The following is an 18,605-nucleotide window of genomic DNA, read 5'->3' as shown; positions in this document are numbered from 1 at the left end:
CGTCAGAACTCGGTGACTTCGACCTCCAGCTTGCGAAAGCCATGGACGAAGTTCGCGCGCACCCGCTCGACGTCGCCGGCGACGTGCACCCGCATCCGCCGCTTGTGCATCTCCTCGAGCAGGACGCGCAGCTGAAGCTCGGCGAGGCGCGCGCCGACGCAGCGGTGAATGCCGTATCCGAAGGCGAGATGCCGGCGCGCGTTCTCGCGGGTGATGTCGAGCTTGTCCGGGTTCTCGAAGACCGTTTCGTCGCGGTTCGCCGAAAGGTACCAGAGGATCAGCTTCTCGCCCGCCTTGACCGTCTGGCCGAACAGCTCGCTGTCTTCGGTCGCGGTGCGCCGCATGTGCGCCAGCGGGGTCTGGTAGCGGATGCATTCCTGCACCGCGTTGGGGATGAGGTCGGGCTGGTCTTCGAACAGCTTGCGCTGGTCGGGGAACTTGTCGAACGCGTGGACGATCCCGCTCATCGTGTTGCGGGTGGTGTCGTTGCCGCCGACGATCAGCAGGATGAGGTTGCCCATGTATTCCTCGGGGCTCATCTGGTTCATCGCCGGCGAATGGATCATCATCGAGATGAGGTCTGGTGTCGGTTCCTTCTGCGCGCGCTCCATCCACAGCTGGGTGAAGTAGGCGCCCATCTCGCGGATGATGCCCTGGCGCTGCAGGTCGAGGTCGCGGATCAGGCCGATCTCGGTATCGCCCGCCCAGTCGGACCAGAACGTCAGCAGCCGGCGGTCCTTCCACGGGAAGTCGAACAGGATCGCGAGCATCCCGGTGGTCAGCTCGATCGAGACGGTGTCGACCCAGTCGAACACCTCGCGCCGGGGAAGGGTGTCGAGCAGTTCGCCGGTGCGCTGGCGGATCTCGGCTTCCATGTCGGCCATGTTCGACGGGGTGAACTTGGGCGCGACCGTGCGGCGCTGGCCCGTGTGCTTGGGCCGGTCCATCGCGATGAACATCGGCAGCTCGAAGCGGTCGCGGCCGAGCTCGGCAAGCTGCTCGTCGGTCAGCCGGTCGAGGATGGTGATCCCGTCGGCCGACGAATAGAGATCGGGCAGCGCCTCGATGTGCTGGATCGCCTTGTGCGTGACGACGTTCCAGTGCGGGCCGAAGGGCGAGCGTTCGACCTTGTGCAGGTCGCCCGCCGCGCGCATTTCGCGGAAGATCGGCTGCCAGCGGTCCTCGTAGTAGATGTCCGACCGGCTGACGTCCCACTTCTCGGTGTGTTCGGGCAGCGCCTGGGGGTTCGTGCGAAGCGCCTCCTCGAGCGCGTCGACCGCGCGGGGCGAAGTGGTCCATTCCTTGGGCGCTTCGAGTGGCTGGGTCGCCATCGGTACTCTCCTGTTCCGGCGACTCCCGGCGGGCCGCCTCTCCTCGAGCGTTATCCTGCGCCTACTTACCGCGGTGTCAATAGCCAGTTGCTAAATGCGACCGACCTGCCGCCCGGCCTGGCGCGTCAGGATCGCGCGCGGCGCAGGAAGCCGCGGCGCGATGTCGGGGCGGGGCCCGACTTCATCACCCGCCGCCGGAACAGCCGCGCGCCGAAGCGGACGAACAGCAGCACCCACAGTGCCTGCCAGGCAAGCGCTGCAAGGTGCGGCCACAGTGCGGGTTCCTGCGCGGCGCGGCTGACCATCGCGTAGGGGCTCGACAGCGGGAAGGCGAGCGCCACCATCTCCGACGGCGAGCCGAGGCTGCTGGTCGAATAGGTCGCAAGAAAGAACACCCCGAGCTGCAGCATCGTCGCCGGCAGCGACAGCGTCTGCACGTCGCGCACGGTCGGCGCCATCGCCCCGATCGTCAGGTAGATCGATCCGATCAGCAGGTAGGCCATCGAGAAATAGGCGAAGAACATCGCCGCGAAGAGCGGCCAGCCCACCGCTGGCGGCGCGAGCGGCTGGAGCGCGCCGCCCCCGAGCGTAAGGACGAGGCCCGCTATCCCGCCCCACACCGCGATGCCCACGAAGCTGACCCCCAGCATGGCGAACAGCTTGCCGATGAAGACCGCGTCCATCGGGATCGCCGCGGCGAGTATCTCGATGATCTTGTTGGCCTTCTCCTCGACCAGGTTGGACATCACCATGCCCGCCAGCAGCATCGTCAGGAGGAACATCAGCGTCAGCGCGGCGGTGGCGGTGTCGCCGCGCGCGCGCTTCTGCGTCGACTGGCTGGTCGCGGTCTCGGCGAGCGTGACCGGCGGAAAGGCCGCTGGCCCGTCGAGCGCGTTCGCCGCGATCAGCGCGACCGGTCCCCGCCAGCGTTCGAGCCGTTCGCGGGTGCCGGTCAGGCGCGGGGCGGCAAGCGTGCCGCTGAGCACGGCGCCGTAGTTCGCGTCCGCCTGCCCGAGCACCGCAGCGGGCGACGGCGCGGCGGCAGGTTCGACGATCGCGATCCGCGGCAGGTCGACCCGATCGCGCAGCCGGTCGTGCGCGGCGGAGAAGGCCCGCGCGGCCTCGGGCGCGAGCATCACCGCGAGAACGGGCGGTTCGGCGTTCTCGGCCGTCTTCCGGCCGATCGACGCCGAACCGATAAGGACCAGGCCGAAGAACACCGGGCCGAGGAGGAAGAACAGGAACGCCTTGGAAAACAGGATGGCGGAAAAATCGCGCCGCGCGACGACGAACGCGGCCTGGGCCAGCGGCAGGCGGCTCATCGGGGTATGTGGGGCGTCAGCGGTCATCGTGCCTGCTCCGCGGGACTGGCTTCCTCGAGCGCGCGGGCCGCGGCCTCGCCGGCGATGTGGACGAATGCGTCGTGCAGGCCCGCACGCTCGATCGACAGCGAAAGGATGCCCGCATCGCCTTCGATCAGCGCGCGCAGCAGCGGCTCGATCCCGCTCTCGGGAAGCGAGAACATCCAGTACTTGCCCTCGGCGCGGGCGTCGGCGGGCAGCGCGGCGCGCCACGGGCCGTCGCGCGCCTCGGTCTCGAGACGGACCTGCGCGGGGATCCTGTCGCGCGCGGCATCGACGCTGCCGGCGTAGGGTACCCGGCCGCCGGCGATGATCGCAACGCCTTCGCACAGGCGTTCGGCGTGGGCGATGACGTGGGTCGAGAAGATCACCGTCGTGCCGTTGGCGGCCAGCGCGCGGATCATCTTCTCGAGCTTGCCCTGGTTGAGCGCGTCGAGTCCGCTGAACGGCTCGTCGAGCACCACGAGGCGCGGTTCGTGGACCAGCGTGCCGAGCAGCTGGACCGTCTGCGCCATGCCTTTCGAAAGCTGGCGGATCGTCCGCTCGGCTGCGTGGCCGAGGCCGTGTTCCTCGAGCAGCCGCCGCCCGCGGGCCTTGGCGTCGGCCAGCGTCATCCCGCGCAGCGCGCCCAGGAAACCGATCGCCTCGTATGCCTTCATCGAGGGATAAAGGCCCCGTTCCTCGGGCAGGTAGCCGATCAGGCGGGCGATATCGTGCGGCCGTTCGTGGCCAAACACCCGGCGGACGCCCGCGTCGGGATCGATGATGCCGAGCAGCATACGCAGCGTCGTCGTCTTGCCTGCGCCGTTCGGGCCGAGGACGCCGTAGATCGCGCCTTGCGGCACCATTAGGTCGACCCCGTCGACCGCGATCGTTCCGTCGAACCGCTTGACCAGGCCGCGGGCCTCGATCGCGAGCGGGCCCGTTTGCGTCTGGGGTCGGTTGTCGGGAACGGCGGTTGCGCCTAGCGGAGCGTGCATGGCTGCAGGCGTTAACCCTGCGGCATGAACGGGAGCAACCCCAAGCTTGGTTAACGCGGCGGTTCCGGACGACTTGCGAGCGCGGTTGATCGAACGGGCGCGGATCGAGGGATTCGCGGCGGTCGGCATCGCGCCGGCCACGCTCGACCGCGGCGACCGGCTCGACCAGTGGCTTGCCGCGGGCCACCACGGCACGATGGAGTGGATGGAAAGCCGCGCGGCCGAGCGCGCTTCGCCGCAGGGGTTATGGCCCGCTGCGAAAAGCGTGATCGCGCTCGGCATGAGCTACGCGCCCGAAGCCGACCCGCTGGCTCTGGCGGCGCATCCCGAGCGCGGCCGCGTTTCGGTCTATGCCCAGGGCCGCGACTACCACGACACCGTCAAGAAGGCGCTGAAGAGGCTCGCGCGCTGGCTCGTCGCCGAGGTTCCCGGCAGCGAGGTGAAGGTCTTCGTCGATACCGCCCCGGTGATGGAAAAGCCGCTGGGCGAGGCGGCGGGGATCGGCTGGCAGGGCAAGCATACCAACCTGGTCAGCCGCGCGCACGGGAGCTGGCTGTTCCTGGGCGCGATCTACACCACGCTCGAGATCACGCCCGATGCGCCGCACCCCGACCGGTGCGGTTCGTGCGACGCCTGCCAGCGCGCCTGCCCCACCGACGCCTTCCCCGAGCCCTACCGGCTCGATGCGCGGCGGTGCATTTCCTACCTCACGATCGAGCACGCCGGGCCGATCCCGCGCGAATTCCGCAAGGCGATCGGCAACCGTATCTACGGCTGCGACGACTGCCTCGCGGTCTGCCCGTGGAACAAGTTCGCCGATGCGGCGGCCGCGAACCGGGCGTTCCTGCCCCGCGCCGAACTCGCCGCGCCCAGCCTCGCGGGGCTGCTGCAACTGGATGACGCCGCGTTCCGCTCGCTGTTCTCGGGCAGCCCGATCAAGCGGATCGGGCGGGATCGCTTCGTGCGCAACTGCCTGGTCGCGGCGGGCAATTCGGGCGACCTTTCGCTGGTTCCGCAGGTGCGCGCACTGGCGGACGATCCCCACCCGGTGGTCGCCGAGGCCGCAGCCTGGGCGCTCGGGGAACTTACAGCAGCTCCTTGAGCGGCACCGCGGCATCGGCGAGCGCGGCCGGATCGGGCGCGGCGCGCGCCTCGATCAGCTTGCGGCCCTGAACGTAGTCCTTGGTCGCGTTGACGCAGTCGAGCGCGATCACGCGGCCTTCTTTGAGGTAGATCACCGAGAACTTCGCCTCGGCCGGGTCGCCGCGCACCACGGTCGCGTCGTGCCCGATCGACAGGCCGGCGGTCTGCAGCCTGAGGTCATACTGGTTCGACCAGAACCACGGGAAGGCGCGGTAGGGTTCCTCGGTCCCGGTGATGTGCTTGGCGACCGTCGTCGCCATGTCGTTCGCGTTCTGCACCGATTCGATCCGGATCACCGCGCCGTCTGCCCACGGGTTGGCGTGCGCGGCGCAGTCGCCAATCGCGTAGACGTCCTCAAGGACGGTTCGGCAGTATTCGTCGACGTCGACGCCATTGGCACCCGATGCCCCCGCGGCAATCAGCGGGCCGGCGGCGGGGACGATCCCGATGCCGACGATGACCATGTCGCAGTCGACCGTTTCACCGTCGGCCAGCACGACCCGGCGGACCCACCCGTTCTCGCTCTCGATCCGCTCGACCGCGGCATCGAGCCGCAGGTCGACTCCGCGGGCGCGGTGATAGTCCTGGTAGAAGGCGCTCAGCGCCTCGCCCGCGACGCGTGCCAGCACGCGGGGCAGCGCCTCGACAAGCGTGACGCGGCAACCCAGCTTGGTGAGCACGGCCGCCGCCTCGAGCCCGATGTAGCCGCCGCCCACCACCACCACGCGCTTCGCACCGTTGTCGAGTTCGGCCATGATCCGGTCGGCATCCGCCTTGTCGCGCACCGCGTGGATGCCCGCGAGGTCCGCTCCGGGACACGACAGCCGCCGCGGATCGCCGCCCGCGGACCAGATCAGCTTGCCGTAGCCGACCTCGCCCCCTCCGGCGAGCTTGACGGTGCGCGCGGCCGGATCGATTCCGACGACCGCCGCGCCGGGGCGCAAGGTGATCGCGCGCTCGTCCCAGAAGGCGGGCGGGCGGATCAGGATACGTTCGAACGGCTTTTCGCGGGCGAGGTATTCCTTCGACAGCGGCGGCCGCTCGTAAGGCGGTTCGGGATCGCGGCCGAGGACCAGGATCGAGCCCGCGAAGCCCTGCTGGCGCAAGGCGATCGCCGCCTGTGCGCCGCCGTGGCCCGATCCGACGATGACGACATCCGCGCTGTCCATGCACGCGGGACTTGGCCAGCGGGCCGCCCCGCGTCAAGCGGAGAGCTACCGGCCGAGCAGGTTGCGCGCCTGGCTGGCGATCTGCGCGAGCATCGCCGGGGCCACCGGGCTGTGTGCCTGCGCGCGCCCGATCACGCCGCGAAACTGGCGCACCGCGGCCCCGTTTTCCTCCGCCCAGGTTGCGACGGCTCCCGCGGGATCGTCCTTCGCACCCTTGCGCCGCGACAGGCGGCGAAGGAAATCGAGGCGCATCTGCTGGAAGTCGCGCGACAGCCCGGCGACGAGCATCCGCTCCCACACGTCCGACGGGTTCATCATCGCCGCCACGCCCTGCGCCCAGTCGAGGCCGAGGCGGTCGCCAAGGTCGGTGAAGGCCGAGGTCAGCGCCCGCGCGTCGATTTCCGCAGCCTGCGACAGCGCGGCGAGGCCGACCGCCCCGTCGAGATCGTAGAGGTGGACGACCTTGGCTGCGAGCTTCTGCGGCGCGCCCATTGCCACGAACTCGGCGATCAGCGCAGCGGACTGCTTGCGCGATGCGTCGGGCAGGAGGTCCCCTGTCGCGGAGGACAGCTCTCCGACCCGGCTCTCGAGCGCGGCGATCATCTTGCTGGGAGGGGTGGTGCTGGCCCCCGCGCGGATCAGGTCGGCCATGTGGCTGCGCAAGGCGCCCGCGGTGTGGCGGAACATGTAGATCCGCGCGCTTTCCGGCATCTGCGCCGTCTCGAGTTCGGCCCACAGCGCCTGCGCGCCGAAGAGTTTGTCTGCCGAGACGAACGAGGCGCAGACGTCGGCGAGCCCGACGCCTTCTTCCTCCGACAGCTCGAAGACGTGGACCAGGCCCATGCGGTTGATCACGAGGTTGGCGAGCGCGGTCGCGATGATCGCCCGGCGCAGCTGATGGCCTTCGATCTGGCGCTTGAAGTCCTTGCGCATTGCGGTCGGGAAATAGCCGAGCAGGAGATCGTCGAGCGCCGGATCGTCGGGCAGCGAGGATTGCTCGATCGCGTCCTGGAGCACCAGCTTGGTCGATGACAGCAGCACGGCCAGCTCGGGCCGGGTCAGCCCCTGGCCGTCGCTGGACCGGTGCGACAGCGCCTCGCTGGTCGCTAGGCCCTCGGTCTTGCGGTCGAGCGCGCCGCGCGCCTCGAGCGTCTCGATCAGGCTCAGCTGGGCGGCCACCGCCTCCGGCCCGCCCGCGTGCGCGATCGACAGCGCGAGCGCCTGCAGCCGGTTGTCCTCGAGGACCAGCGCGGCGACCTCGTCGGTCATCGATTCGAGCAGCTTGACGCGCTTCGCCTCGCCGAGCTTGCCCGCCCGCCTGGCGGCGGCGAGCGCGATCTTGATGTTGACCTCGTTGTCCGAGCAGTCGACCCCCGCGGAGTTGTCGATGAAGTCGGTGTTGATCCGGCCGCCCTGGCCGTCGTCGCCGCCGGCCAGCGCGAACTCGATCCGCCCCGCCTGGGTGATGCCGAGGTTCGCCCCTTCGCCGATGACTCGCGCGCGCACTTCGCTGGCGTCGACCCGCAGCGCGTCGTTGGCCGGGTCGCCGACCTGCGCGGTCGCCTCGTGGCTGGCCTTGATGTAGGTGCCGATGCCGCCGAACCAGATGAGGTCGACCGGCGCCTTGAGGATCGCCGAGATCAGCGCCTCGGGTTCGATCTCGGCCTGGTCGATGTCGAGCGCGGCGCGCACTTCCTTCGACAGCGGAATGCGCTTGAGCGAACGCGCGAACACGCCGCCACCCTTGCTGATCAGCTTGGTATCGTAGTCCTCCCAGCTCGACCGGGGGAGGCCGAACATTCGCTTGCGTTCCTTCCAGCTTGCCGCCGGGTCGGGATCGGGATCGAGGAAGATGTGCCGGTGATCGAACGCCGCGACCAGCTTGATTGCCTTCGACAGCAGCATTCCGTTGCCGAACACGTCGCCCGACATGTCGCCGCAGCCGACGACGCGGGTGGTATCGGTCTGCACGTCGATGCCCATTTCGAGGAAATGGCGCTGGACCGAGACCCACGCGCCCTTGGCGGTGATCCCCATCGCCTTGTGGTCGTAGCCGTTCGAACCGCCGCTGGCGAAGGCGTCGTCGAGCCAGAAATCGCGCGATTCGGCGATGCCGTTGGCGATGTCCGAGAAGGTTGCGGTGCCCTTGTCGGCGGCGACCACGAAATAGGGATCCTCGCCATCGTGGATGACGACATCGGCCGGGTGGACGACCCTGTCGTCGACGATGTTGTCGGTGATCGACAGCAGCGTGCGGATGAACACCTCGTAGCTGGCGCGCCCTTCGGCGGCCCAGCCCTCGCGGTCGCGCGCCGGGTTCGGAAGCTGCTTGGGATAGAACCCGCCCTTGGCCCCGGTGGGTACGATGACCGCGTTCTTGACCCGCTGCGCCTTCATCAGGCCGAGGATTTCGGTGCGGAAGTCGTCGCGGCGATCGGACCAGCGCAGGCCCCCGCGGGCGATCGGGCCGGCGCGCAGGTGGATGCCCTCCACCCGGCGCGAATAGACGAAGATCTCGCGCCATGGCACCGGCTTGGGGAGGCCCGGGACGCGTGCGGAATCGAACTTGAGCGCCAGCGCCTCGCGCGCGGCAGGGGCGAACGCGTTGGTCCGCAGCACCGCCGAGATCGCCTCCTGGTACAGCCGCAGCAGGCGATCGTCATTGATCGCCGCCACCTGCGTCAGGCCCTGGCGGATCGCCTCGAGATGTTTCGTCGCTTCCGCTTCCCGGTCGCCGTGGAACGCCGGATCGTGCCGCGCGGCGAACAGCGCGACGAGCGGGACCGTGACCTGCGGCGCGCGGCGCAGCGCGTCGACGACCGTGTAGATCGTGAAGCCCATGCCGGTCTGCCGCAGATAGCGGTAGAATGCCCTGAGCCAGTCGGCTTCGTGGGCCGACAGCCCGGTGCCGACCACCAGCCGGTTGAACGGATCGTCCTCGGCCGCGCCGTTGAGGACATCGGCGACCGCCTCCTCGATCTGCATCGCGCGCTCGAGCAGCGGCTCGACCTCGTCGCCTTCGCCGAGCTCGAGGGTGAAGTCGTGGATGGTCCCGAGGCGGCCGACCCCGTCCTCCCCCGCGGCGAGCGGGGTCGGTACTTCCTCGAGCACGCGAAAGCCGAAGTTCTCGAGCGCGGGCACGGCGTCCGACAGCGCGAGCGCGCCGGACATCTGGTAGACCTTGAGCCGCAGCCGTCCCGCCTCGTCGCCCGGCATCCGGAACAGGCGCACGTCGCGCAGCGGCAGCGCGGCGTCGCTTTCGGCATCGAGCGCGGCGAGGCGGCGCAGCCGGCGCACGTCCTGCGCGGCCTCGCCCGGACCGTAGGCGGCGCGGTAGGCGGTCGGGAAGCTCTCGGCAAAGCGCGCCGCGAGTGCCGCCGCGCGCGAGGCTTCCTCGCCACTCGCGACGAGTTCGCTTTCGACCGCTTCGCCCCAGCCGCGCAGCAGCGCCTGGATCGCCGCCTCGATCCCGTCGGCGTCGGGCGAGCCGGTGCTCTCGCGGTAGTCGAGCACGTAGCGCAGCATCGCGAGGTTGCCGCCTTCGACCTGCAGGCTCCAGTCGAGCGCCTTGGCGCCCGATCCTTCCTCCAGCAGGTCCTCGATGCGATTGCGCACCTGGGTTGAGAGCATGTCACGCGGCAGCCAGACGAACGCGAACAGGTGGCGGCTGAGCGGCGCTTCGACGAGGGCCAGCCGCGGGCGCGGCCGGTCGACGAGGCTCATCATGGTCGTCGCGACGCGCTCGATGTCCGCGTCGGAGAACCCGATCACGAGGTCGTGCGGCAACGCGGTCAGCGCGTGGACGAGCGCCTTGCCGGCATGGCCGTGCGGGTCGAACCCGAACTTCGCGTTGAGATCGGCCAGCTGGGTGCGCAGCCGCGGCACCTGGGCGGGCGGGGTCGCCAACGAGGCGCTGGTCCAGACGCCTGCGTGAATCGACAGCGCGGCGACCTTGCCGTCCTCGATGACGGGCACGATGAACAGGTCGAGCGGCACCCGGCGGTGAACGTTCGACATCCGGTTCGCCTTGACGATCAGCGGCGCCCGGCCGCGTCCGCCGTCGCTGTCGTCGAACCAGGCGAAGGCGCGCTCGTAGCTGGGATCGGCGAGGATTGCCTTCGCGCTCTTGCGGCAGATGCCGAGCATGGCCGCCTGGCTGCCGTCGCGCCGGCGGGTCAGGTGGCCGAGCTGGGTCAGCATCCCGTCCTCGAGCCAGCGCAGCAGCGCGGCGCCCTCGCTGTCGGCGAGCCGCGCGGCATCGTCGAGGATCGCCTCGCGCATCTTCGGCCAGTCGGCGACCGCGGCCCGCACGTCTCCCAGGGTGACCCGCAGGTCGCGCAAGAGCTCGCGCCGCTGGCGTGCGTCGGCGCGCGGGGTCTCGATGTAGATCATCGATTCGCGCGCGGCGCCGGCGGCGGCGTTGCCCTCCGGCAGCGCGACGAGCTTGCCCTTCGCGTCGCGTTCGACCGGCACGACCGGGTGCAGCAGCCGGTCGATCGAAAGCCCATGCGCGGCAACTGTCGACGCGATGGAATCGACCAGGAACGGCATGTCGTCGTTGACCAGCGCGAGACGCATGAAGCGCCGTTCCTCGCTCGCCGAAGCGATCTCGATGACCGGTTCGCCCGGTTCGCGGCACGCCGCCGCCTCGATCACGAAGCCGGCCGCCTCGGTCAGTCGCTTCGAATCCAGCGCACGGTCGTCAGGCAGCAGCGAATCGCGCATCCGCTGGGCCAGCGTTTCGGCGCAGGCGCCGTCTCCACCCTTGCGGCGCGGGGAATCGGGGTTGGAATTCCGGACTTTGGCGGCCATCCTGCGTGCTCCGTCGACCCGTCGGTCGCGCGCGGGTCGCTATTATATTGTTGCCGCCTTTCGCAGCAATGTGGCGCGCGTTACGCTCATGCGTTGAGGCCCGCAAGCCCGCGTGACGGCCCGCCGCTTTCTCACTACGCACGAATTGCGCGGTTTATCCAGCCAGCGCCTCGACCGTCAGTTCGAGCGACCGCTCGCGCGCGGCCGGGTCGAACGTCGCCCCGGACACGATGATCTCGTCAGCGCCCGTCCGCTCGACGAAACGGCCGATCGCTTCGCGCACGCGGGCCGGCGAACCGATCGCGCTCGCTTGGCCGATGTGCGCGAGCAGCGACTGGGCCTGCAGCGGCAGGGTCTCGCGGTAGTTCGCCACCGGGGGCTTCAGCTTTCCGGGCCGGCCCGTGCGCAGCGCGACGAAGCTCTGCTGCTGGCTCGAGGCGATCAGCTCCGCCTCGGCGTCGGTCTCGGCGGCGAATACGGTCATCGCCGCCATGGCACGGGGTTTCTCGAGCCACTCGGACGGCTGAAACCGCTGGCGGTACAGCGCCAGCGCGGCATCGAGGTGATCGGGCGCGAAGTGCGAGGCGAAGGCATAGGGCATCCCGAGCCGGGCCGCGAGGTCGGCGCCGAACAGGCTCGACCCCAGCATCCACATCTCGACCCGTGCGCCGCGGCCGGGAGTCGCCTGCACGCCAAGCTGCGGATCGCCGTCCAGCAGCGCCCGCAGCTCGACCACGTCCTGCGGGAAGAACTCGGAGGCCTGGTGCAGGTTCTTGCGCAGCGCGCGGCTGAGTTCGGGGCCGGCGCCCGGCGCGCGGCCGAGGCCGAGGTCGATCCGGCCCGGGAACAGCGCGTCGAGCGTCCCGAACTGCTCGGCGATCACGAACGGGTTGTGGTTGGGCAGCATGATCCCGCCCGAGCCGATGCGGATGGTGCTGGTGGCATGGCCGACGTGGCCGATCACGACAGACGCCGCGGCGCCGCCGATCCCTTCCATCGTGTGATGCTCGGCGATCCAGAACCGTCGGTAGCCCTGCCGCTCGGCGACCTGCGCGAGCCGCGCGGTGGCGGCGTAGGCTTCGCCCAGCGTGCCGCCTTCGCGCACCGGCACGAGGTCGAGGACCGAAAAAGGGATCATCCGCCGATCTGCGCGAGGTAGGTTCTCGCTGCGGCGGCCTGCGGGCTGTCGGGCGCCGCGGCGACGACCGATGCGAACGACTGCCGCGCGGCATCGTCGCGGCCGCCTAGCGCGGCGATCACCCCCGCCTCGAGCCCGATGGCCGGGTCGCGCGGGTCGATCGCGGCGGCGCGCTCGATCTGCTGCTGGGCCGTCGCGAGGTCGCCCAGCCGCCTTGCCAGCGTGGCCGACAGCAGCCAGGCGTGCGCATCGGCGGGGATCAGCCGCCGCGCTTCGTCCAGCGCCGCGACCGCCGCGTCCGGGCGGCCCAGCGCGACGAGCGCCGAGGCCCGGTCCAGCGCGATCGCGCCCGACAGGTCGGCATCGCCAGCCGCCGCGCTCCGCGCCGCGTCGAGCGCGGCGAGCGCCTCGGCAGGCCTGCCCCCGGCGAGCAGCGCGCTGCCCGCGAGTGCGCCCATGCGCGCCTTAAAACCCGCTTCGTCGCCCGCCTCGTCGCGCGCCGCGAGGAAGGCGGCCGCCGCCGCCGCCCAGTCGCCCTGGTGGCCGGCTGCCACGCCGAGGCAGTGGCGGCCCGCCGCGCGCTGGAGCCCGCCGGTGCGCGACACCCATTCCTCGGCGTACGAGCGGGCCTTCGCCGGGTCGGTGCGCGCGGTGTCGAGGCACAGGTCGATCGCCGCCCGGCTCGCAGGCCGATCCGGCATGGCTGCATTGCGCACGGTGTCGCGCGGGGGGCGGTCCTGCAACTCGGGCGGCACCGCGGTCACCGGCGAGGACGTCGGCGCGATGCCGACCTGCATGAGCATGATGGGAAGGACTAGCGCGAGCATGGCACTCCAGATGATAGCGATCCGGCGGTGCGCAAGAGCAGGGCGATGTCCTGCTCCCGGCTCAGCCGGTGGTCGCCGTCCTTGACCAGCGCCAGGTGAACGTCGCGCGAACGCAGGGCTTCGAGAAGGCGCCGGGAGACATCCCACGGCACGTCGTCGTCGCGCATCCCGTGGATCAGCCGCACCGGGCAATCGATCGCGATCGCCTTGTCGAGCAGCAGGCTGGCCTGCCCGTCGGCCCAGAAGCGCGCGTGCATCGGGGTCGGTTCGGGACCGTAGGGGTTGGGATCGAATACCGTCTCGCCCGCTGCCAGCCTCTCCGCGTCGTCGGCGCTGCGGCCCCACTGGGTGAAATCGGGCGCCGCGGCGATCCCGATCAGGCCGTGAAGCCGGTCGCCGAGCCGCAGGCCCGCCAGCAGCATGAGCCAGCCGCCCATCGACGATCCCACGAGGACGACCGGCCCCTCGATCAACGCGTCGACCAGCGCGACCACCTCGTCGGTCCAGCGCGACAGCGTGCCGTCGGCGAATGCGCCGTCGGACTTGCCGCATCCCGAATAGTCGAGCAGCAGGCAGGCGCGGCCGTCGCGCTTCGCCCAGTCGAACAGCGCGGTCGCCTTGCCGCCCGCCATGTCGGACATGTAGCCGGGAAGGAACACGAGCGGCGGAGCGCGGCCGGCCGTGAAACGGTAGGCGATCCGGCGACCATCGGGCATTTCGTGGAACAATGGGAGGTCCATGGCGGCCGTCCATGCCCGCGGGCCGGCCCGGATGGCAAGCCGGGTTACCCGGTCTGCCGCTCCCGGTCGGGTTCGAACACCTGCTCGATCGCCAGTCCGAACACGTCGGCGATCCGGAACGCGAGGGGGAGGGAAGGGTCGTAACGCCCCGTCTCGATCGCGTTCACGCTCTGCCGGGAAACCGAAAGCCGGTCGGCAAGCTCCTGCTGGCTCCAGTCCCGTTCCGCGCGCAGGACCCTGAGGCGATTCTTCAAAGCGCACCCCACGAGCCGTAGGTCACCCGGTTGGCGACAGCGCCCGCGAACTGGCCGAAGAACCAGACCACCGCGATCCAGTAGGCATCGACGTGCGGCACCGCATCGGCCGCTTCGAGAAAGCCCCACACGGTCGCGGCGCTCAAGGTCAGCGCGGTGGCGACGAGGACCTGGCGTACGACCAGCATCCGCATGAATTCGTCGGTTTCCTCCACGATGAGCCGGCCAATGGCCCAGAACACGCCGAGGATCGCAAGCGCCGGCAGCAATCCGAGCGCGGCCCGCAATGGCACCGGCGGATGGCTCTGCGCCGCGACCAGCGCCTGCAGGGCGAAGGCGAGCAGGTAGGCGGCGGTGAAGGCCATGACCCGCCGGACATAGCGGCGCTGCACTTCGCCCTTGGGCTGGCACGCGCCGCCCGCGGCCGATCCGCCGGCGAGGCGCATCGCGCGATAGAGCAGCGCCGTCGGCACGATCAGCAGCAGCAGCGCCAGCGGTTTGCCGATTGCCCCGGTGAGGGCAAGCGCGACGTCCGCGCCGAATGCCGCGAACGCGAGGCCCGCCCACAGCGCCGGCGAAGCGCGGAGCGTGCCGGCGGCCGGCATCTTCACGCCTTGCCCGTCCGGTCCCGGCTGCAGGCGCGGCCGGTCCCGATCCAGGCGCCCGGGAACAGCGCGAGGAGGGTGATCGGCCCGTACTGGCCCACCCATTCGGGCACGATTCCCATCACCGCGAGAAGCGCGATGCCGATCATGGCTGCGGCGAGTGCGAGCGCCTTGTGGATCTGTGTCATGTCAAACTCCCTTTTCTTCATGTAAAGGTTGTTTGTCATAAAAGCCGACCCGTGTCAAGTTCGCTTTCCACCAGGCCGCACCTCGTGCCGCCCGTGCGATCGGCACGAGGTGCATTGACGCCGCTCCGTGGCCGTCGGACACTTCGGTGATGGACTCGCCTGCTGCCGAACCGCCTGTCGCCGCCCCGCTCCCGTCGCTCGATCGGCGGCGGTTGCTACAGGGCGGCCTTCTTGCCGCGGGTTTGGTCGCCGCCCCGCTTTCGGCACAGGTCGGCGGCGGTTTCACGCACGGCGTGGCGAGCGGGGAGCCGCAGGCCCGCTCGGTCCTCCTGTGGACCCGGTTCGTCGGCTCGGCGCCGACCCGCCTTCGCTTCGAAATGGCCGAAACCATCGCGTTCGCCCGCGTCCTTGCGGGCGGTGAGGTCGAGGCGTCCCCGGATCACGACTGGTGCGCCAAGGCAGTGGCGGGGGGTCTCGAGCCGGGCCGCTGGTATTACTACCGCTTCGTCGCGCCCGACGGCACCGCCTCGTCGATCGGACGCACCCGCACGCTTCCCGAAGGGCGGACCGACCGCTTCCGGATGGCGGTGTTCAGCTGTTCGAACCTCGGCTTCGGCTATTTCAACGGCTACGCCCACGCGAACGCCGCCGACGCGTTCGACCTCGCGGTCCATCTCGGCGACTATTTCTACGAATACGACCACGACACCTATCCGGCCGAGCGGCAGCGGGTTGACGGACGGTTGCCCGAGCCGCTGACGGAAACCGTCCACCTCGCCGACTATCGCCTGCGCTATGCGAGCTACCGCCGCGATCCCGACCTGCAGCGGCTGCACCAGCTCTACCCGATGGTCTCGATCTTCGACGACCACGAAACCGCGAACGACGCGTGGAAGGGCGGTGCGGAAAACCACCAACCGGAGACCGAGGGGCCGTGGCCGGCCCGCGTCGCGGCGGCGCTGCGCGCGCGCAGCGAGTGGCTGCCGGTGTCCGACGCGCCGTGGCACAGCTACGACATCGGCGACCTCGCCACGCTGCTGCGCATCGAAACCCGCATCACCGCGCGCGACCGGCCGCTCGACCTCGGTGCGATCACCCGCGGACTGCCGCCCGAGCGGATCGAATCGGCACTCAAGGCTTTCCGCGCCGGCGCCTGGCGCGATCCCTCGCGCACGCTGATGGGGGAACGCCAGGAGCATTGGCTGGCAAGGGCGCTGGCCGATTCGGTGCGGTCGGGCCGCAAATGGCAGGTCCTCGCGCAGCAGGTCGTGATGGGCTCGCTGCGCCTGCCGACCGCGATCGACCTCAAGCTCGATCCCGCCGTCGCCAAGCAGGTCTCGGGCCGCATGGCGGCGCTCAGCGCCGCGTCGGATGCCGGCATCCCGTTCAACATGGACGCGTGGGACGGTTATCCCGCCGCGCGCGACCGGCTGCTGGGTGCCGCGCGCGAGGCCGATGCGAACCTCGTCGTGCTGTCGGGCGACAGCCACAATGCCTGGGCGTGCGAGCTGGACGGCGCGGGGGTCGAGTTCGCCGGCCATTCGGTGACCTCGCCCGGAGCGGAAGCCTATTTCCGGGACATCGCGCCCCGCGACCTCGCCACCGCGCTGGTCGCCAAGAACCCGCAACTCGCCTGGGCCGACGTCGCGCAGCGTGGCTACATGGCGGTCGAACTGACTCCGGCGCGCGCGAGCTGCGAATGGCGCTTCACGAACGGGGTGCGCAGCCGCTCGGCCGCGCTGGCGGGGACGCACCGGATGGGCGCGGACCTCGGCGCCCGCCGGTTCACGACTTGAGACGGTAATCTTTCCCGGCTATGTCGCGCGGCGATGCGATGTGGCCGTGCCCCTGCGACGACTACTACCACCCCGGTCACCCGGGGGCGGTGGAGCGCGCGCTAGCACGACCCGCCGCCGCCCCCGGGCCGACCACGGCTCGGGCGGAACGGCGTCATCCTCCCGAAGCCTTGCGAACCAACTGACGCCTTCCGGCGCGGTGCCCTTTGTGCCAAGGGCGCGCCACACGAGACGAAGGTACCCATGAGCGAGCTTCTCAAGATCAGCCTCCCCGACGGTTCGGTGCGCGAGGTCGAACCCGGCACCACACCGGCGGACATCGCCGCGGCGATCGGGCCCGGCCTTGCCAAGGCGGCGCTGGCGGCGCGGGTCGACGGGGAACTGCGCGACCTCAACCGCCCGCTCGAGCGCGACGGAACCCTCGCGCTGGTCACGAGCCGGGACGAGGACGAGGCGCTCGAACTGGCCCGGCACGACTACGCGCACGTGCTGGCCGAGGCGGTCCAGTCGCTCTGGCCGGGCACGCAGATCACTTTCGGGCCGGCGACCGACGACGGGTTCTACTACGACGTCAAGGCGCCCGAGAGCCGCGATCCGTTCAGCATGGACGACCTGCCCGCGATCGAGGAACGGATGCGCGAGATCATCCGCGCCGACAAGCCGCTCACCCGCGAGGTGTGGAGCCGCCAGCAGCTGATCGACAAGTGGCGGGCCGAGGGCGAGACGTTCAAGGCCGAATGGGCCGCCGAGCTGCCCGAGGGCGAGAAACTGACGGTCTATCGCAGTGGTGACGACTGGCTCGACATGTGCCGCGGACCGCACCTTGCCTCCACCGGCAAGCTCGACCCGCAGGCGTTCAAGCTCATGCGCGTTGCCGGGGCATACTGGCGCGGCGACCAGAAGAACGCGCAGCTGACGCGCATCTACGGCACCGGCTGGCTGAACAAGAAGCAGCTCGACGCGCACCTCCACCGGCTCGAGGAGGCGGCCAAGCGCGACCACCGCAAGCTCGGGCGCGAGATGGACCTGTTCCACCTGCAGGAAGAGGCGCACGGCAGCGTGTTCTGGCACCCGCAGGGGTTCCGGATCTGGCGCGAACTCGAAGCCTACATGCGCCGCAGGATGGACGCCGCGGGCTACCGGGAGATCAAGACCCCGCAGCTGATGGACGTGCACCAGTGGGAGCAGTCTGGTCACTGGGGCAAGTATGCCGAGAACATGTTCGCGGTGCCCGATATCGTTCCGGAAGTTGACGGGCTCGGCGACGGTCCCGCCAACCCCCATGTCGCGCCCGACGCCGACTGGATGGCGATCAAGCCGATGAACTGCCCGGCGCACGTGCTGGTCTTCAAGCAGGGCATCACCAGCTATCGCGACCTGCCGATCCGGCTTGGCGAGATGGGCTGCTGTCACCGCAACGAACCGCACGGCGCGCTCCACGGACTGATGCGCGTGCGCCAGTTCACGCAGGACGACGCGCACATCTTCTGCACCGAAGCCCAGGTGGTCGACGAGGTGCGCGCGTTCTGCAGGCTGGCGGACGCGGTCTATTCGGACTTCGGCTTCAGCTACCACGTCAAGCTCGCCCTGCGCCCCGAGAAGCGGTTCGGCAGCGAGGCCGACTGGGACAAGGCCGAACAGGAACTGCGCGACGCGGTGGCCGAGGCCGGGATGGCCAACGACGACTACGGGTGGGAGGAACTGCCCGGCGAAGGCGCGTTCTACGCCCCCAAGCTCGAATGGCACCTGACCGACGCGATCGGCCGCACCTGGCAGGTCGGCACGATCCAGGGCGACCGCGTGCTGCCCGAGCGGCTCGATGCGAGCTACGTCGGCGAGGACGGCGAGCGGCACCGCCCGGTCATGCTCCACCGCGCGATCTTCGGCAGCTACGAACGGTTCATCGGCATCCTTATCGAGCATTTCGCGGGTCGCCTGCCGGTCTGGCTCGCGCCGACCCAGGCGGTGGTCGCGACGATCGTGTCCGACGCCGACGACTACGCGCGCGACGTGGCAAGGAAGCTCGAGGCGGCGGGCATCCGGGTCGAGAGCGATCTCAGGAACGAGAAGATCAACTACAAGGTACGCGAGCACAGCCTGGCCAAGGTTCCCCACCTGCTGGTGGTCGGCAAGCGCGAGGCCGAGGAAGGCACCGTCGCGGTCCGCACGCTGGGCGAGCAGCACCAGAAGGCCATGCCGCTGGCCGAAGCGATCGCGATGCTGAAGGCCGAGGCCACTCCGCCGGACCTGCGCTGAGCGAA

14 protein-coding genes are annotated in these 18,605 nt (G+C 70.2%); 3 read left to right on the top strand and 11 right to left on the bottom strand.

What is annotated here, in order from left to right; all coding sequences use genetic code 11:
• Positions 1–2: 2 nt before the first annotated feature.
• From N0B51_RS02080 to N0B51_RS02070, 3 genes are all read right to left on the bottom strand, one after another.
• On the bottom strand, positions 3–1,331 hold the full coding sequence (locus N0B51_RS02080) for a cytochrome P450 (RefSeq protein WP_259960522.1): 1,329 nt from the start codon (positions 1,329–1,331) through the stop codon (positions 3–5).
• 125 nt (positions 1,332–1,456) lie between these two features.
• Positions 1,457–2,680, bottom strand: coding sequence for an ABC transporter permease (locus tag N0B51_RS02075; protein WP_259960521.1), 1,224 nt, complete (start codon positions 2,678–2,680; stop codon positions 1,457–1,459).
• Positions 2,677–3,672, bottom strand: a complete 996-nt coding sequence (locus N0B51_RS02070; RefSeq protein ID WP_259960520.1) for an ABC transporter ATP-binding protein — start codon at positions 3,670–3,672, stop codon at positions 2,677–2,679. Before N0B51_RS02070 ends, N0B51_RS02075 begins: the two co-directional genes overlap by 4 nt.
• A 46-nt stretch (positions 3,673–3,718) precedes the next feature.
• Between N0B51_RS02070 and queG the strand changes: the two genes are divergently transcribed.
• On the top strand, positions 3,719–4,774 hold the full coding sequence (queG, locus tag N0B51_RS02065) for a tRNA epoxyqueuosine(34) reductase QueG (RefSeq protein WP_375545913.1): 1,056 nt from the start codon (positions 3,719–3,721) through the stop codon (positions 4,772–4,774).
• On the opposite strand, the gene N0B51_RS02060 is transcribed toward queG, so the two are convergent.
• The 8 genes from N0B51_RS02060 to N0B51_RS02025 all read right to left on the bottom strand — a co-directional run bounded on the left by N0B51_RS02060 (position 4,758) and on the right by N0B51_RS02025 (position 14,548).
• Positions 4,758–5,984, bottom strand: a complete 1,227-nt coding sequence (locus N0B51_RS02060; protein WP_259960518.1) for an NAD(P)/FAD-dependent oxidoreductase — start codon at positions 5,982–5,984, stop codon at positions 4,758–4,760. The two genes, queG and N0B51_RS02060, sit on opposite strands and share 17 nt — an antisense overlap.
• 45 nt (positions 5,985–6,029) lie before the next feature.
• Entirely contained in the window at positions 6,030–10,796 is a 4,767-nt protein-coding gene (locus tag N0B51_RS02055) for an NAD-glutamate dehydrogenase (RefSeq protein ID WP_375545912.1), read from the bottom strand.
• Between the two features lie 154 nt (positions 10,797–10,950).
• Positions 10,951–11,934: an LLM class flavin-dependent oxidoreductase gene (locus N0B51_RS02050; RefSeq protein WP_259960517.1), complete on the bottom strand. Its 984-nt coding sequence runs from the start codon at positions 11,932–11,934 to the stop codon at positions 10,951–10,953.
• The gene (locus N0B51_RS02045) at positions 11,931–12,761 is read right to left on the bottom strand and encodes a tetratricopeptide repeat protein (RefSeq protein WP_259960516.1); all 831 of its coding nucleotides are present in this window, start codon (positions 12,759–12,761) and stop codon (positions 11,931–11,933) included. Before N0B51_RS02045 ends, N0B51_RS02050 begins: the two co-directional genes overlap by 4 nt.
• Positions 12,749–13,501 (bottom strand): alpha/beta fold hydrolase, encoded by a 753-nt coding sequence (locus N0B51_RS02040; protein WP_259960515.1) that lies wholly within the window; start codon positions 13,499–13,501, stop codon positions 12,749–12,751. Before N0B51_RS02040 ends, N0B51_RS02045 begins: the two co-directional genes overlap by 13 nt.
• A gap of 44 nt (positions 13,502–13,545) precedes the next feature.
• Positions 13,546–13,755 carry a helix-turn-helix transcriptional regulator gene (locus N0B51_RS02035; protein ID WP_259960514.1) on the bottom strand — a complete coding sequence of 70 codons (210 nt, stop codon included), beginning with the start codon at positions 13,753–13,755 and terminating at the stop codon, positions 13,546–13,548.
• Entirely contained in the window at positions 13,752–14,360 is a 609-nt protein-coding gene (locus N0B51_RS02030; protein WP_259960798.1) for a hypothetical protein, read from the bottom strand. Before N0B51_RS02030 ends, N0B51_RS02035 begins: the two co-directional genes overlap by 4 nt.
• A gap of 2 nt (positions 14,361–14,362) precedes the next feature.
• Positions 14,363–14,548 (bottom strand): hypothetical protein, encoded by a 186-nt coding sequence (locus N0B51_RS02025; protein WP_259960513.1) that lies wholly within the window; start codon positions 14,546–14,548, stop codon positions 14,363–14,365.
• Between the two features lie 149 nt (positions 14,549–14,697).
• Here N0B51_RS02025 and N0B51_RS02020 point away from each other — a divergent pair, with 149 nt between their 5' ends.
• Both N0B51_RS02020 and thrS read left to right on the top strand, forming a co-directional pair.
• The gene (locus tag N0B51_RS02020; protein ID WP_259960512.1) at positions 14,698–16,344 is read left to right on the top strand and encodes an alkaline phosphatase D family protein; all 1,647 of its coding nucleotides are present in this window, start codon (positions 14,698–14,700) and stop codon (positions 16,342–16,344) included.
• Positions 16,345–16,587: 243 nt separating this feature from the next.
• A complete protein-coding gene (thrS, locus tag N0B51_RS02015; RefSeq protein ID WP_259960511.1) occupies positions 16,588–18,600 on the top strand; it encodes a threonine--tRNA ligase in 2,013 nt (670 codons plus the stop codon).
• Positions 18,601–18,605 lie beyond the last annotated feature (5 nt).

The organism is Tsuneonella litorea, assembly GCF_025154015.1.
In the GTDB taxonomy this organism is placed as follows: domain Bacteria; phylum Pseudomonadota; class Alphaproteobacteria; order Sphingomonadales; family Sphingomonadaceae; genus Tsuneonella; species Tsuneonella litorea.
Note: the sequence above shows the minus strand (reverse complement) of the source record. Positions and strands in the feature narration are given on the sequence as shown.

Excerpts from the sequence above, each read along its gene's own strand:
- N0B51_RS02080 (WP_259960522.1), bottom strand. The coding sequence starts at position 1,331 with ATGGCGACCCAGCCACTCGAAGCGCCCAAGGAATGGACCACTTCGCCC.
- N0B51_RS02075 (WP_259960521.1), bottom strand. The coding sequence starts at position 2,680 with ATGACCGCTGACGCCCCACATACCCCGATGAGCCGCCTGCCGCTGGCC.
- N0B51_RS02070 (WP_259960520.1), bottom strand. The coding sequence starts at position 3,672 with ATGCACGCTCCGCTAGGCGCAACCGCCGTTCCCGACAACCGACCCCAG.
- N0B51_RS02060 (WP_259960518.1), bottom strand. The coding sequence starts at position 5,984 with ATGGACAGCGCGGATGTCGTCATCGTCGGATCGGGCCACGGCGGCGCA.
- N0B51_RS02055 (WP_375545912.1), bottom strand. The coding sequence starts at position 10,796 with ATGGCCGCCAAAGTCCGGAATTCCAACCCCGATTCCCCGCGCCGCAAG.
- N0B51_RS02050 (WP_259960517.1), bottom strand. The coding sequence starts at position 11,934 with ATGATCCCTTTTTCGGTCCTCGACCTCGTGCCGGTGCGCGAAGGCGGC.
- N0B51_RS02045 (WP_259960516.1), bottom strand. The coding sequence starts at position 12,761 with ATGCTCGCGCTAGTCCTTCCCATCATGCTCATGCAGGTCGGCATCGCG.
- N0B51_RS02040 (WP_259960515.1), bottom strand. The coding sequence starts at position 13,501 with ATGGACCTCCCATTGTTCCACGAAATGCCCGATGGTCGCCGGATCGCC.
- N0B51_RS02030 (WP_259960798.1), bottom strand. The coding sequence starts at position 14,360 with ATGCCGGCCGCCGGCACGCTCCGCGCTTCGCCGGCGCTGTGGGCGGGC.
- N0B51_RS02025 (WP_259960513.1), bottom strand. The coding sequence starts at position 14,548 with ATGACACAGATCCACAAGGCGCTCGCACTCGCCGCAGCCATGATCGGC.
- N0B51_RS02020 (WP_259960512.1), top strand. The coding sequence starts at position 14,698 with ATGGACTCGCCTGCTGCCGAACCGCCTGTCGCCGCCCCGCTCCCGTCG.
- thrS (WP_259960511.1), top strand. The coding sequence starts at position 16,588 with ATGAGCGAGCTTCTCAAGATCAGCCTCCCCGACGGTTCGGTGCGCGAG.